Annotated in this window: 13 protein-coding genes and 1 pseudogene; 12 read left to right on the forward strand and 2 right to left on the reverse strand. The window is 47.1% G+C overall.

All coding sequences use genetic code 11. The features are described 5' to 3' along the window. The first annotated feature begins 326 nt into the window (after positions 1–326). Both H8S64_RS11470 and H8S64_RS11475 read left to right on the forward strand, forming a co-directional pair. Positions 327–551: a DUF7688 family protein gene (locus tag H8S64_RS11470; protein WP_117703402.1), complete on the forward strand. Its 225-nt coding sequence runs from the start codon at positions 327–329 to the stop codon at positions 549–551. 28 nt (positions 552–579) lie between these two features. Then, complete coding sequence (locus tag H8S64_RS11475) at positions 580–1206, forward strand: hypothetical protein (protein ID WP_186976195.1); 627 nt, start codon at positions 580–582, stop codon at positions 1204–1206. 164 nt (positions 1207–1370) lie between these two features. Here the strand turns inward: H8S64_RS11475 and H8S64_RS11480 are convergent, their stop codons facing one another. Further along, complete coding sequence (locus H8S64_RS11480; protein WP_186976196.1) at positions 1371–1577, reverse strand: hypothetical protein; 207 nt, start codon at positions 1575–1577, stop codon at positions 1371–1373. A 250-nt stretch (positions 1578–1827) separates the two neighbouring features. Here H8S64_RS11480 and H8S64_RS11485 point away from each other — a divergent pair, with 250 nt between their 5' ends. The 3 genes and pseudogenes from H8S64_RS11485 to H8S64_RS11495 form a co-directional block, all read left to right on the forward strand. Next, positions 1828–5865 carry a helicase-like domain-containing protein gene (locus tag H8S64_RS11485; RefSeq protein WP_186976197.1) on the forward strand — a complete coding sequence of 1346 codons (4038 nt, stop codon included), beginning with the start codon at positions 1828–1830 and terminating at the stop codon, positions 5863–5865. 668 nt (positions 5866–6533) lie between these two features. Further along, positions 6534–8201: a group II intron reverse transcriptase/maturase gene (gene ltrA, locus H8S64_RS11490; protein ID WP_186976198.1), complete on the forward strand. Its 1668-nt coding sequence runs from the start codon at positions 6534–6536 to the stop codon at positions 8199–8201. Between the two features lie 106 nt (positions 8202–8307). Further along, positions 8308–9294: pseudogene (locus H8S64_RS11495) on the forward strand (DNA methylase); the annotation flags it as partial. A gap of 160 nt (positions 9295–9454) precedes the next feature. On the opposite strand, the gene H8S64_RS11500 reads toward H8S64_RS11495, so the two are convergent. Next, positions 9455–9718 (reverse strand): hypothetical protein, encoded by a 264-nt coding sequence (locus H8S64_RS11500; RefSeq protein WP_249938221.1) that lies wholly within the window; start codon positions 9716–9718, stop codon positions 9455–9457. A 69-nt stretch (positions 9719–9787) separates the two neighbouring features. Here H8S64_RS11500 and H8S64_RS11505 point away from each other — a divergent pair, with 69 nt between their 5' ends. From H8S64_RS11505 to H8S64_RS11535, 7 genes are all read left to right on the forward strand, one after another. After that, on the forward strand, positions 9788–10207 hold the full coding sequence (locus H8S64_RS11505; protein WP_186976200.1) for a single-stranded DNA-binding protein: 420 nt from the start codon (positions 9788–9790) through the stop codon (positions 10205–10207). 249 nt (positions 10208–10456) lie between these two features. Beyond that, positions 10457–11212, forward strand: coding sequence for a ParA family protein (locus H8S64_RS11510; RefSeq protein ID WP_117703407.1), 756 nt, complete (start codon positions 10457–10459; stop codon positions 11210–11212). Between the two features lie 6 nt (positions 11213–11218). Further along, complete coding sequence (locus H8S64_RS11515) at positions 11219–11470, forward strand: RH3 domain-containing protein (protein ID WP_117703408.1); 252 nt, start codon at positions 11219–11221, stop codon at positions 11468–11470. A 549-nt stretch (positions 11471–12019) separates the two neighbouring features. Then, on the forward strand, positions 12020–13759 hold the full coding sequence (locus H8S64_RS11520) for a ParB/RepB/Spo0J family partition protein (protein WP_186976201.1): 1740 nt from the start codon (positions 12020–12022) through the stop codon (positions 13757–13759). 433 nt (positions 13760–14192) lie between these two features. Then, complete coding sequence (locus tag H8S64_RS11525) at positions 14193–14468, forward strand: hypothetical protein (protein ID WP_117703412.1); 276 nt, start codon at positions 14193–14195, stop codon at positions 14466–14468. 6 nt (positions 14469–14474) lie between these two features. Next, positions 14475–14747 (forward strand): hypothetical protein, encoded by a 273-nt coding sequence (locus H8S64_RS11530; RefSeq protein WP_186976202.1) that lies wholly within the window; start codon positions 14475–14477, stop codon positions 14745–14747. Between the two features lie 31 nt (positions 14748–14778). Continuing rightward, positions 14779–15153, forward strand: a complete 375-nt coding sequence (locus tag H8S64_RS11535; protein ID WP_186976203.1) for a hypothetical protein — start codon at positions 14779–14781, stop codon at positions 15151–15153. Positions 15154–15367 lie beyond the last annotated feature (214 nt).

The following is a 15367-nucleotide window of genomic DNA, read 5'->3' on the forward strand; positions in this document are numbered from 1 at the left end:
TCTCCACTGCAAAAGTACAACGTTTTACCGAATCGCCCAAACAAAATTGATGATTTTGTTTCTATTTCCTGTTTTACTCCCATTTCTCCCTTCACCTCGTCGGAGCTGCCCTCCATTTTCGTCGGCGAATGTAGGACGAAGCGCATAATCGCCAAACCACATTGCCATTCGGATAACGAAAACAGACTGTTGCACGGTCAGTTTTCTATCCGGGTTTGGCTTATGATGCCGTAGCTTCTTCCTTTTGTTGCCTCAAAAATAGAGAGTACAGCCCTGCAACTCGAAAGCAGGGAAAGAAAAACAAAGTTTAACGATAAGTAAAGAAGATGAAAGAAGAAATTAAACAGAATGGCAGAACGGTGTTGTCAAGCACGGACGGCTTTTCAATGCCTATGTTTTTCAACAACTTGTGCGGCAAAAACTTCTCAGGCGAAAAGTACCGTGACTATATCCGAGACATCGCTCTTGGAGAAATGGGCTTCATGCCCGGAGAAATCTCATTGTACCGTGACGGCAAACAAGTCAGAACCGGCATAATTCCGAAACTCTGAACATAAACAGACTTAATAATTTGTAGATATGGAAACAGTTACTATCCATCCGGCGGAAGCCTATCTCCGCAATGAACAAAATCCCACCTCCTTGTATGTACGGATTGGTGGACAACGTAGGCGTTTGTTTATCAACCGAGACGAAAATATCATTGGCATTATTGCACCGAGAAAACGAAAAAGAGGTCATGTTTTCACCGATTGGACAAGCATTGAGAAAATATATTATCCGTCCCATGACCAGGAAGCGAATACGGACAGGAAACTGATTCTGAAGTACCAGAAACTTGCACGGCTTGCCACGCATACAAACGACTGGCTTCGCACAATCGCCGATGCGGATTTGGATAAGTCCCTTTACGAGAACCACATCACGACCGGTACACGCATCGACGGCAAGTGTATCGGGCTTGCCACAATCGAAAAATATTGCGGAACGACAGAAATGTACCTCTTCAGACAGGCAATGAAGAACAAAAAAAGTTTTTCCACATGCCGCTTTGACTTCTGTGGCTATGACGGTACGCTGTGGTGCGAGCCACGAGATAATGGCGACATGGCAGCAGGCTTCAGCAAGGAATACAGAAATTGCGGCAACGGTTATTACTACCTGCTTATCAATGACGAATATATGATCGGTTACGACATAGACTGACAATCATAGCATCGAAAGCAATCCGTGTCAGGCAAAGGCTTGGTACGGATTGTCATTGCTGTCTGCTGACAGTTTCCTTTTCTATGTATTACTTTCTCCCTTTTATTGATCAAGTCTTTCTTCCTTTTATAGTCTGCCATCCGGCATCGTGCGGCCAGTTTGCCTCAAGAGACTTTCCGCATTTTGTGTAACACGTTACATAAAGTGCGGAAAGCCACTTTTGCAAAAGGACGGACGCGGACAGACTTGAAGTTGCGGAGGACGATATGAATATTGTCATCCGCAGTTCCAAGACAGTCCGCCGGGAAGTCCGTCCGGGCTGTCCGCTTTACTGTTTTACCTATTCTCGATCCTTTTCTAACCATTTCCATTTACCTATTTTCTGCTGCCGTGCAACCTGCCGGGGATTGAATTTTTCCGCGAAGGTAATCTGCCCGTCCCAATCTTGCCAATGCCGGTGTTCCGCCGCGAGTGAACCGCAAAAATCTTCCTCTCCGCTGTCGAGCGTATTTTTACGGATCAGCCTTGTCCGATTGTTCCTGCCACCTTCTGAATGCAGAAAAAATCATCCCGACGGTCGCAAACAGGCCGAACAAAGGGAAATAAAAAACAAGGTTAAATATGAGTTACGACAAATTAAAATCACTGGTAGCCAACGTGGAAGCCATAGAAACCGCAATGAAAATCAAGGTGCAGGGCAGAAAGGCTACACAAGAGGAAAAAGCCGTATTGTCCCGATATTCGGGTTTCGGTGGCATCAAGGAAGTGTTGAACATCGGCACAGACCGACCCATAGGCGGCAACATGGACGAACCAATCCGTAGGTTGCAGGAACTTATAGACGCATATCCCTATTTCTCGGAACCGATGCGGCAAGCCGTCACCGAGAGCATCAAGGCATCTGTCCTGACCGCTTTTTACACACCGAAATTCATTGTCGATGCGGTGGCAAGGCAGATACACACCACGTTCCGACAAAACGGTCTGCAAATGCGCTCGTTTCTCGAACCGTCCGCAGGAATTGGCGGTTTCCTGCCCGTAGCCATGCCAGACACGTATGACTATGCCATTGAGAAAGACCATATTTCGGGGCTGATACTTTCGTTATTACAAGATGATACGGTAACAAGTGCGGGAGGATTTGAGACAATCGGAGAAATGGGGTTCGAGCATACAAAGTTCGATGTCATAGCCTCCAATATCCCGTTCGGGAATTTCCGTGTCTTCGATGCGGAGCTGTGGAAGAAAGGCGGTGCATACGAACAGGCCACCAAAACCATACACAACTACTTTTTCGTCAAGGCTATGGAATTGCTCAACGAGGGCGGCCTGCTGGCTTTTATCACATCAAGGGGCATCGCAGACACAGCAGGCAACAAGTTCGTGCGTGAGTATCTTGTGAACAATGCCGACCTGATTAGTGCAATCCGTCTTCCCGACACACTTTTCATGCAGACAGGCGGCATCGAGGTAGGCAGTGACTTACTTGTGTTCCAAAAGCATACGCACAAAGCGGCATTGTCGCTCCGTGAGCGGTCGTTTCTACAAACCTATAAGGAAAAGGTCGAAGCGGCAGGAACAATGACAGAGAATACCAATCGGATTTTCACCCTGCCTAAAACCGCATTGGCGACCGGAAGCCGCATCGTGATGAACCAGTACGGCAAGTATGTACGCAAGTATCAGTGGCTCGGCGATGAAAATGCCATGTCGCAATACCTTTCCGCATTGCTCAAGCATGATTTTGACCGTTATTTCCGTAAGGGGCTTTTCATGGGGGACGGATGCGGCGAAGTTCCGGCACAGATGTCGCTTTTCGGTAGCACAGCCATTGAGACAGCGAACAGAGGCAGACGTGCCTACACGGACAAGCAGGAAGCATGGATGAAAGAGGGCGCAATGGTGGCATTCGAGGGGCAGGTCGGAGTTATCCGCTTCCGCAAGTCAAGCCATTATGAAGAAATGGCTGTCGATTTCGTGCCGGTGGACGAGGGCAAGGTGAACACGGACAGGGCAAACGACTATTTCCCTATCCGTAAGGCATACTTTGAACTGTCAGCCAAAGAACGGGAGGAACAAAAGGAACAGCCGTATTTGCGTGAACGGTTGAACACGCTTTATGACGCTTTCGTAACCAAGTGGGGCTATTTCCATGCGAACGATAACAAAGAATTTATCATGCTCGACAGCCTCGGCGTGGAGGTGTTCACGATTGAAATGCAGGTAGGCAAAGATATATTCAAAGCCGACATCATGCGTGAACCCGTAGCGTTCAAGAAGATAGACACCGACAAGAAACTGACCCCTACAGAAGCGTTGGCAAGCTGTCTGAACTTTTACGGCTGTGTGGATATGGATTATCTGATGCAGACCACCGGAAAGGACGAGGAAGAGATTATCGGAGACCTCAAAGACGAGATTTTCTATAATCCCGTCCGTGACGCATGGGAACACAAAGGTCGTTTCCTTGCAGGAAATGTCATCGACAAATGCAAAGAGGTTGTTTCCCGTCTGCCCGACCTCTCAGACAAAAGAAAGGAGTGGACGGAAGCCGCCATTAAAGCATTGGAAGCCGCCGTACCCGAACCGATACCGTTTGAAGAACTTGACATCAATATGGGCGAGCGTTGGATCGACACTGTTTTGTATGCCGAGTTTGCAGCAGAACTTTTCGGAACGGAAACCAGTGTGATGTACTTCGATGTGAACGACACCTATTTGGTGCGTCTGCAAGGGTATTCTCCCGTAGCCTACAACACCTATTCCGTGCGAAACTACAACGGCGAGGAGTTGTTCGTACACGCCTTGCAAGATACCGTACCCGAAATAACGAAAGAGATAGAGCGCAACGGTGACAAAGTGCGTGTGCCGGACGAGGAAGCCATACAGGAAGCGGCGGCCAAGATACAGGAAATAAGAACCCGTTTCAATGAATGGCTCGACAACCAACCGTCAGAAGTACGTAACGAGATTGCAAGAGTATATAACGAACGCTTCAATTGCTATGTGCGTCCGTCCTATGACGGTTCGGCACAGACTTTCCCCGGACTTTCTTTCGAGCAGTTCCCATACGACAGCCTCTATCCCTCACAAAAGGATGCGATTTGGATGATTAAGCAGAACGGGGGCGGCGTTTGTTGGCACGAAGTCGGAACAGGCAAGACGATGATTATGTGTGTCGCAGCCTACGAAATGAAACGTCTCGGATTGGTGCAAAAGCCCTTGATTATAGGCTTAAAAGCCAACGTTCACGAAATTGCCGACACGTTCCGCAAGGCTTATCCATCGGCAAAGATACTCTATCCCGGCAAGGAGGATTTCACCCCTGCAAACCGCAAAGAGGTGTTTTCCAAGATAAAAAACAATAATTGGGACTGTATTATTCTGACACACGACCAGTTTGCCAAGATACCGCAGTCGGAGGAAACGATGATAGAGATATTCACAGAGGAGCTTTGCGATGTCGAGCGCAATCTGGAGGTGCTGGAGCAATCCACCATGCGTTACCGTAGCGGCAGGATGCAAGAGGGGCTGGAAAAGCGCAAGCAGAACCTTTCGGCCAAACTTCAGGAGCTTCGGATGAAAATCAATGAAAGGAAAGATGAAACAATAGATTTTCACTCGATGGGTATAGACCACATATTTGTCGATGAATGTCACATTTTCAAGAACTTAATGTTTCAGACACGCCACACAAGGGTTGCGGGCATCGGCAACACACGAGGCTCGCAAAGGGCGATGAACCTTTTGTTTGCTATTCGGGACATTCAGCACCGTACGGGACGAGACCTCGGCGCAACATTCCTTTCTGGTACGGTGGTAGTAAATGCTTTGACCGAACTTTACGTAATGTTCAAATATTTACGCCCACACGAACTGCAGCGTCAGCAGATTTCGTGCTTTGATGCGTGGGCGGCGATATTCACGCAAAAGACCGCTGACTATGAGCTGAATGTAACAGGTGCTATCAAGCGCAAAGAGCGTTTCCGTACCTATATCAAAGTGCCGGAACTGGCTATGTTCCTGCGTGAGATTACCGATTATCGCACTGCCGACATGATAAACCTCGATGTACCGGAGAAAAATGTGCGTTTCCTCTCTCATGCGCCGACTATCCAACAGGAAGAAATGATTGGACGGCTGGTTTCCTTTGCGCACAGCGGTGAGTGGGAGGATTTGGGGCTTGACATACCCGAACCTGACAACCTCGACAAAGCGAAGATGCTGATTGCAACCAACGTCGCCCGAAAAATGGCTCTCGATATGCGTTTGTTGGGTGAAAAATTCAGCGATGATGCCGACAACAAGGCTTCTATCTGTGCAAGGACAATCTATGATTATTATATGCGCTCAAACGCCAACCGGGGTACGCAGTTCGTTTTCAGCGACCTTGGCACATATAAGCCAAACGAGTGGAACATCTATAGCGACATCAAGGAGAAACTGGTGCGATTGGGTATTCCGGCAGAAGAAATACAGTTTATCCAATGCGTCACGACCGAACGGGCAAGGAAACGGCTATTTGAGGACATGAACAACGGCAAAGTACGGGTGCTTTTCGGAAGCACTACCATGTTGGGTACAGGCGTAAACGCCCAACAACGTGCAGTTGCAGTGCATCATTTGGAAATTCCCTGGGTGCGACGTGAAGTCGTATAGATAATTGTTAGAATGATTACCCAAAGAGTTGGGAATCAGCTTTAACCCGCTGTTCCGTCAACGGTAGCCTACCACCGATGCACCTTAATAGTTGTATTAAGCGGTCGGGACAAAGTACACTTTCGTAAGACAAGACTGAACCGTGAGGGGAAGTCAAGTACGGTCAGTATCATACCGTAGAGTGGCGAGGCTGGATAGTATGGTTAGCGTAAGCGAACTGTTAGTAAACTTCGTAATGTCGTAAAAGAGTGGAAGATACTATATACACTCTGCCCAAAATGGGATGCGGTCGGTTAATCCTCTCCACGGTAGGATTACACGGACACAAGCACCGCCGGAGGATGAGACAGAACCTAACCTATCCGTTAGTTATCTATACGAAACACGGTAAGCCTGTATTTCTCCTGCCATGTCAAAATGGCAGGTAAGCTGACAGCAATGGAAGCCGAATGGAGTGCAGGTATAAGATAACAGAGAAAGCGAAAGCCGTTCTGTAATGGAGCGGATAGGGTTTGAGCCACCTGCCACGTGCTGGCGGTGACGACATCAACCTGCCACGAAAGTGGGCAGACTTCTGTGACAATGTCTTGTAGGCGTAAAGAACAAGACATTGCCAAATGGTGATTCTTTACGATTAACTTCAAGAACTTCTGAAAGGAGGAAAGCAAATGAACGAGAATAATATATCGTGTGCGCCTGCTGATAAGAGACAAACGCAGTGGGACAGCATAGACTGGGTCAAGGCGGAAGTCTCCGTCAAGAAGCTTCAAGCTCGAATTGTAAAGGCTCAGAAGGAAGGCAGACACAACAAGGTGAAAGCCTTGCAGTGGACGCTGACCCACTCTTTTTACGCAAAAGCCTTAGCCGTAAAGAGAGTTACTTCCAATGGAGGTGGAGACACCCCCGGGGTTGACATGGAAACATGGGATAAACCCGAAGCAAAGACACAAGCTATTAACGAACTCAAACGCCGAGGCTATCAGCCGAAGCCGCTGAGAAGAGTCCACATCAAGAAGAGTAATGGCAAACTGCGACCGTTGGGAATACCGACTCTGAAAGACAGAGCCATGCAAGCACTCTACCTGCTGGCATTGGAACCCGTATCGGAAACAACAGCCGATACACGTTCATACGGTTTCCGAAAGGAAAGACGCTGTATGGATGCGGTGCAACAATGCTTCAGCATACTCTGCAAAGGATATTCTCCCGAATGGATTTTGGAGGGTGATATAAAGGGTTGCTTCGACAATATCAGCCATGAATGGCTACTCGCCAACATCCCTATGGATAAGGTGATGCTTCGCAAATGGCTGAAATGCGGCTATATCTTCAACAAACAGATGTTCCCGACCGAGGAGGGTACGCCGCAAGGCGGCATCATCTCCCCGACACTTGCCAATATGACGCTTGACGGTTTGCAGAAGATTCTTGCAGAGAAATATAAGCGGCATCGTGTAAACGGCAAATTATACTCACCTATGGTGAACCTTGTCCGCTATGCCGATGATTTTATAATCACCTGCGAGAACCGAGAAACCCTTGAAAACGAAATCAAACCGTTGGTGGCTGAATTTATGTCCGAGAGAGGTCTGACACTCTCGGACGAAAAGACAGTCATAACCAATATAACGGACGGTTTTGATTTCTTAGGTTTCAACATCCGCAAATACGGCAATGAAATATTGACGAAGCCAACCAGGAAAGCCGAGAAACGCTTTATGGGAAATATCCGTAAGGTAATCAAAGGCAACAAGGGTTGTAAGCAGGAGTCATTAATCCGATTGCTGAACCGTAAAATCCGAGGATGGGGAGCGTATTATCAGCATGGGGCGACACGTGATTCATTTCACAGAATCGACCATCAGATATTTCTCTCACTATGGCAATGGGCCAGACGCCGCCATTCCAAGAAAGGGAAGCGGTGGATTAAAGACCGCTATTGGCATAACATCCGAGGAAACAGCTGGACTTTCGCGGCCAAGTTCAAGAAATCAGACGGAAAAGATGACCAACTGTCACTGCTGACATTGACATCTTCATTTCCTTTTCTGAAATATACACAGATAAAAGGCGATATGAATCCGTTTGATAATGATTGCAGATTATACTTCAATCAGAGAATGAAAGCCAAAATGCTTGTGACTCTCAAAGGACGGAAGTCCCTGCTTTTCCTTTGGGAGAAGCAGAACAGACTCTGTCCGATATGTGGTGAACCGATAGACACGAATAAAGCGTGGAATGTAATGCCGACCGTTCAAAACGGCAGGAAATGCAATCTACTGGTTCACGATGAATGTTTCAAATTATCCCGTAAATACAATGTCAACAAGAAGTAATCGGAGCCGGTCTCTGCAAACAAACAGAGGCTTAGAAAAGCTTGAGCCGTATGAGGGGAAACTCTCATGTACGGTTCTGAGGGGGGAAAGGGGCAGTAATGCCCCTGACCTACCCGATAGACCGGCCGACATGGAACAGCGCAATGGTCGAGCAGTTCGCAAAGGCAATACTGTGAAGCTGTGGGGCGGTAACGTTGTCGATTTGGTGATTTACGGCACGGAAAAGACACTCGACGCCTACAAATTCAATTTGCTTAGAAACAAGCAGATGTTCATATCCCAAATCAACAACGGCACTATTGCTGTGCGCCGCATAGACGAGGGCGGCATGGACGAAGACAACGGCATGAACTTCGCCGAGTTCGTGGCTATTCTGTCAGGCAATACCGACCTGCTGAACAAGGCAAAGCTCGATAACAAGATTATGCAACTTGAAAAAGAACAGGCCATTTTCAAGAAAGAACGCATCCGTGCCGAGCGAAAGATTGCAGCCTCTCGTGAAGATATTGAAAAAGCGAAGCGCACAAAGGACTGTTTCATAAAGGATTTGGAATACATCACCTCTTACGAAGGCACAAAGGCAACGATGCTTCTGAACCTGCCACAAGCAACTGCAGAGGAAATCGGACGCGAACTGCACCACCTATCCAAGGCCTACCGCAGCGGAGCATACGCCACTATCGGCACGTATGCAGGACTTGACTTGTTGGTGCGCAGCGAGTACAGCATCACAGGAGTATTTGAGCGTAACACGTTCTTTGTCGCAGGATTAAGCGGACTGAAATACCAATGCGGACTAAGCGGCGCATTGCCCCTTGGATTCGTGGATGCGTCACGTTATCCGCAAGGTGCACTAAGCAAATTGCCCTCACTTATCGAGAAACAGCAGAAAGCGGTGGAACGGGCTGAAAACGAAATCCCCGTATTACGGGACATCGTTTGTCGCAAGTGGAGCAAGGCCGATGAACTGGCAAAGCTCAAACTGGAGTGTAAGGAGTTGCAGCGTAAGATTGACGAAAGCCTCAAAGAAGCGGAACGCTCGCACTCTCTACCTGAAACAACATCTGCCGAGTACGAACCCAAGGCTGCCTAATTCATTTCATATTTAACCTTTCCCTCTGTTCGGTAGTGATTGCCGGACAGGGGGATTTTCGTTCCGGTCTGCCGACGGCAATATCCATTTATAGGCGGAACACTCGTATCGTCTGGTGTACGCGGTGCGACTATGCCCTTATAGTATTCTTTTTCCTCTTTTATACAATTTTCCGGTTCATCCCCTTATAGCTTCTCCATGACCGCTTTCCCGACTTCGCTCCCTGTCGTACCGGTTTGGTTTTATCAGATGCAAAGGTCGGCTGTCGCGCTTGATCCGGCGGCTTGAAGTGTATTTCCTGCAAATTCTTCCTTTCGATGAAAGCGTAATTGGCAGGAAAAGCCTGACGGATGAAGCTGTACCGACTGCCGTGTACCGCATCCATAAAATCCCAAAGCAGTTCCGCCAGAAAGGAATCGAGCAAAGGGAAAAATAAAAACAGAGATTCAAGGTAACGGCAGGACTAACCACCTGCCACAAACAAATTTCTATTATGTTATACGTTCATACTATCGGTCGCATCGGCAAAGATTGCCAAGTTATCACTGGAACACACGGCACGTTCATCGCTTTTGATATTGCCGTTGATGATTATTCACACGGGAATAACGTCACTACATGGATAAGGGTAAGAAGCAAAAAAGAGAGCCATATCCGGCTGTCAGAATATCTTACCAAAGGACGGCTGGTACTCATTGAGGGAACACTGTCGGCTTCTTTGTGGAAGGACAGGAACGAGGACTACCAAATCCAGTTCTCCATTGCAGCGGATGCGTTGGAGTTCATCAATACCGGTAAACGGGACAGCCAAAGCAATAACCCCGATGCGGATAATCCGGTAAGTGACGCGGAGGATGTTCCTATGCCGCCTGCCGATATGCCGCAGGATGATACGGACGATTTGCCGTTTTGATATTGTCCCATATATCACAGATAATAAGGCAATACTAAGTGTAGTATATACTATATGTAGTAAATTAGGAAACATGCCGTTTACTCATCGTAGTATATGCTGCATTTAGTCATGTATCATTTTAGTATTGTAGTAAATACTTATATACTACATTACTAATATGACTGATTGTAGTAAAATAGTATATACTAATCGTAGTATTTACGAATAATAGTATTATCTTTGTATCATAAATTAAAGAGTGAGACAATGACAAAAATAATTGCAATCCTTAACCATAAGGGCGGTGTCGGGAAGACGACCACCACCATTAATCTGGCTGCCGCCTTGCAGCAGAAGAAAAAGCGCGTGCTGGCTATCGACATGGATGGTCAGGCAAACCTCACGGAATCTTTCGGCCTCTCTATCGAGGAGGAAAAGACCGTTTACGGGGCGATGAAAGGCGAATATCCTCTGCCGCTGGTCAAAGCGGAAAACGGCATTTCTATTGTTCCGGCCTGCCTCGACCTCTCGGCGGCGGAATCCGAACTTATCAATGAACCCGGACGGGAACTGATTCTGAAAGGACTGATTGCCCGGCTGCTCGACACGCAGAAATTCGACTATATCCTTATCGACTGTCCTCCCTCTTTGGGACTGCTTACGCTGAACGCCCTTACCGCAGCCGATTATCTGATTATTCCCGTTCAGGCACAGTTTCTCGCCATGCGAGGCATGGCAAAGATTACGAACGTAATCGAGATTGTCAGGGAACGGTTGAACCCGAATCTGAATATCGGCGGCATAGTCATCACACAGTTTGACAAACGCAAGACGCTGAACAAAAACGTGTCAGAAATCATCAACGATTCATTTTGCGACAAAGTGTTCAAGACTGTCATAAGGGACAACGTGGCACTGGCCGAAGCCCCGATAAAGGGAAAAAACATTTTTGAATATAACAAGAACAGTAATGGAGCCAAAGACTATATGTCACTGGCGCAAGAGGTACTGAAATTAAAGTAAACGGATATGGCTAAAAAAGATTTGACTGGAGATATGAAAAGCGGGCTGGACGGTCTGTTGTCACCCACCAAGAAAACTGTCGGTGAGAAACGGCAGGAAGCACCCACTACCAAAAAAGAACCGGCAGTGCATTGCAATTTTGTCATAGACAAGAGCATTCATACCCGGATGAAATACCTTGCCATAGACAAAAACATGTCTCTCAGAGATATTGTGAACGAAGCAATGAAAGAGTATCTGGAGAAGCATGGGAAATGACCCGGTGCGATTGCTGTGTCCCTCTGTTCGGTTGGATGCGGCAATCCTACGCCGGAGCCTTTTATATATTTGAATAGCTTCCCACCGCTCTTAATCTCAAAACCGGAGGCTTTCTCTTTTTTATATCCGCACACACCTGTAATCTGTCCGCTTGGTGTAATATTCCGGACTGAACTTCATTTATAGATCATCTGCCCGGAGGTAGATGATTTTTCTTTTTTACCACGCCATTTGTAACTGCAGGCTATATTCCTCTTCTATTCATCTTTCTTATCGCTTATCCGGCTTCGTTCCCTACCATCGCCGGTTGGTTTTATCAGACGCAAAGGTAGGCTGCCGCGCTTGATTCCGTCACTTTGAAGTGCATTTCCTGTAAAATTCTTCCTTTCTGCGAAAGAGTAATTTTCCGGAAAAAGCGTCGGAAACAGCTTGTCCGGCAGCCCTGTACCGCATCTGTAAATCCCAAACGGTTCAGGCAGGAAAAAGAACCGAAAAAAGGGAAAATAAAAACAAAATCAACAAATATAAACAATTAAAATTAAACGCATTATGGAAACAGCAATCAGTCAAACGGCAGTGAAGAACATCGTATCGGTAGCATTGGCAGACATTCAGCCGAGCAACTACAACCCTCGCAAGAACTTTGACGAAAAGAGCCTTGCGGAATTGGCAGACAGCATTCGTCAGCAAGGAGTGTTACAGGCTATCGGGGTACGTCCCATTGCGGAAAACCGCTTCGAGATTGTTTTCGGAGAGCGGAGATACAGGGCTTCGCAAATCGCAGGTTTGGAAGAAATACCTGCTGTCATCTTGGATATTTCGGACGAGACAGCCGAGGAAATGGCAGTGACCGAAAACCTACAACGCAAAGATGTGACACCCATTGAAGAAGCCAACGCATACCAAAAGCTCATCGAGAGCGGTCGCCATGATGTGCAATCTTTGGCGGTGCAGTTCGGCAAGAATGAGAGTTATATCCGTACACGGCTGAAATTCGTTTCTTTGATACCCGAAATTGCACAACTATTAGAACAGGACGAACTGACTATCAGCGTAGCAACCGAAATCTGCCGTTATGGGGAAGACATACAGCACGACATCTACGAGAAGCATCTGAAAGAGGGTGTGCTGTATAATAGTTGGCGTGGGATGAAAGCCTCCGAGGTGGCAAAAAACATCGAACGAAGCTACACCACCGACCTCAAGCGGTATTTTTTCGACAAGACGGTATGCCTTTCGTGTCCCCACAATACCAATAACATGATGTTGTTCTGTGAAGAGGGCAGTTGCGGAAATTGCGCCAACCGAAAATGCCTTGAGGAAATGAACGCATCGTACCTTGCGGAAAAAGCCGTACAGCTCATGGAACAGCGACCCTTTGCTTTACTTTGTCGGGATTTTTACGGTTGCAATGAAAAAGTGGTCGAACAACTCGTGGCATCAGGCTTTGAGGTAGAGAAACTTTCGGTACGTCCTGCCGACTATCCCGAAGAACCCGAAGCTCCCGACATGGAGGATTACGAAAACGACGAGGAATATGCGGAAGCATACAAGGAGTACGAAAAAGAGCTGTCGGAATACAAGGAGGAATGCGAGGACGTGAACCGCAGGAGCGAAGCCGGAGAAATCACGCTATATGTGACGATTGGACACAACGACATATCATTATGTTATGTAGAAAATGCCGAAGTACAGGCTGTGGCAGGAGAAGCCAAAGATGCGGTCGTTTCCCCGATTGAAAAATTGGAGAAACAGGACAAGCGCAACAAGGAGATCGCGCAAGAAAAGACCGTAGAGGACACCAAAAAGCAGATTTTGGAGGTCGATATGACGGAAACCAAGTTTGGCGCAGACGAGGACAGGATGATTTATTTCTTCATGCTCCCATTTCTTCGCAGAGAGCATTTCGAGGCTATGGGTATAGAGACAAAAGAAACCTACTACTACCTTAAGGACGAGGACAAGATGAACATCATCGCCAATCTTACCGCCAAGCAAAAAGCTATTATCCGCAGGGATTTCTTGATATCCAATTTCAAGAACGCATCGGGCAGCAATGCCACCGCATCCCTCTTGCTCGATTTTGCCAAGAAGCACATGCCCGACCAGTTGGCAGACATCCAAAACGGACACAATGAGGTTTACGAGAAGCGACACCTACGCATCGAAGAAAAGATTGCTGTTCTTTCAGTACAGGAAAAGGCGAAGCAGGAAGCAAACGCCACCGAAGACGGACAGCCCGAAACGGAAGTGCAGACCGAGCAGCAAACCGAGGAAATTGCAGCTTGACAGCCTCTTGGCTGATGAATGGAGGACGGAGAAATCCGCCCTCTATTTTTTGTGCAAAGTAAGGCATCTGTGAGTGGCAGCCCACATCCTTTTATACCTATCAAATTCTTGCTTATTCCGGCTCGTTGTACACGAGCCGACACCCTGTTCTATCTCTGTTATTATCTCCTTTATAGCGTTTCCCCGGATTCAGACAGCCTGTGTCGTTTCCGGTCTGTTTTTAGGATGCAAAGGTGGACTGCCGCGCCTGATTCCGCCGCTTTGAAGTGCATTTCTCGAAAAATTCTTCCTTCCTGCGTAAGCGTAATTTTCCGGAAAAAGCGTCGGAAAGGGCTTTTTCGTCAGTCTCTTGAACGCATCGTAAAACCCGAACGGCTCCGACAAAGGGATGCCGAACAAAGGGAAGAAAAACAAATCATTAAAATTCAAGACAATGGACAACATCAAAGAAAGCAAGGAGTACAAACTCGCCAAAGAGTGGGAAATGGCAGTAAATAGTTTCAGTTTCAATCCCAAGCGGTTTGCTGCCGCTATCCCTGATATGCACCCCACACTGCAGCAGAGCCTTTACCGGCTTATCAAAGAGTGTATCGTGGTCATGGCAGACGAGACACGGCGATATGACGACCGCAACCGTGCATCGCACGAGGAAGCGAAACACATCATGGAATACCTCAATGAGAACGGACGAAATATCCCTTTAAGATAACAGCGTATGAAAACACAGGAAGTACAATTTAACGGCATCACATATACCTGCCGTGTGGTGGAATCCAACGAGGGCGAAGAATTGCAGATCGGTTCGACCCTCCTGCTCGATGCCCTTCATCCGGGTAGTTTCGAGGACGAGAACGAAGGTTTTGCCAGCAAGGAAGCCGAACAGCTTTACGACGAGATATTTTTCTTCACAGACAAAAACACCCTCAATTTGCCGGACGAGGAGCTGATTGCCGAACTGAAGCAAGACAATCCCGAATGGTTCGACTAAATAAATCAATAATCATCTAAAATTAAAAGTTATGGACAAAGAGTATGTAATGCAAATCGCACAGACCATCAAAATGCAATTAGTTTCAATGACACCTATGCCCGTTTTCATGTCGTGGGGTGTCACGGAGTTTGCTGCCACCGTATTCAAAGACCTGCCGGCGTTGCGGCTTGAAGTGAACGGACGGCTTCATACCGGATATGTCATTATCGCGCTCAACGGTTCCGATTATTACGAAGTATATCTACTGAAAGGCGCAAGCTCGGAGTGTGTCAATGAGGAAGTCTGCTTCGACGAGTTGGGCGATGTTATCGACCGTGCCATCGAAAGCGGTACGGATAAAGAGGAATACGACAATTTCTGTAATCAACAGCTTGCCGTATTGGTAAGTGGCAAACGAGCCTAAGCAAACAGGTGAACAAATGAACACTGCCCACATCTTCATGTGGACAGTGTTTTCATGTACGCATAGATAGTCCAAGCCGCAATATCCATTTATATTATATACTACTGTAACGTTTACAAGAACTTTTTTTGTCCGAAAGCCTGTTTTAGGATAGGGTGAAAATATAGAAATACCTGCAATAATATCGTGAGTATTGCAGGTGTTTCACATTTTT

It is taken from the genome of Butyricimonas hominis (assembly GCF_014287455.1).
Classification (GTDB): domain Bacteria; phylum Bacteroidota; class Bacteroidia; order Bacteroidales; family Marinifilaceae; genus Butyricimonas; species Butyricimonas muris.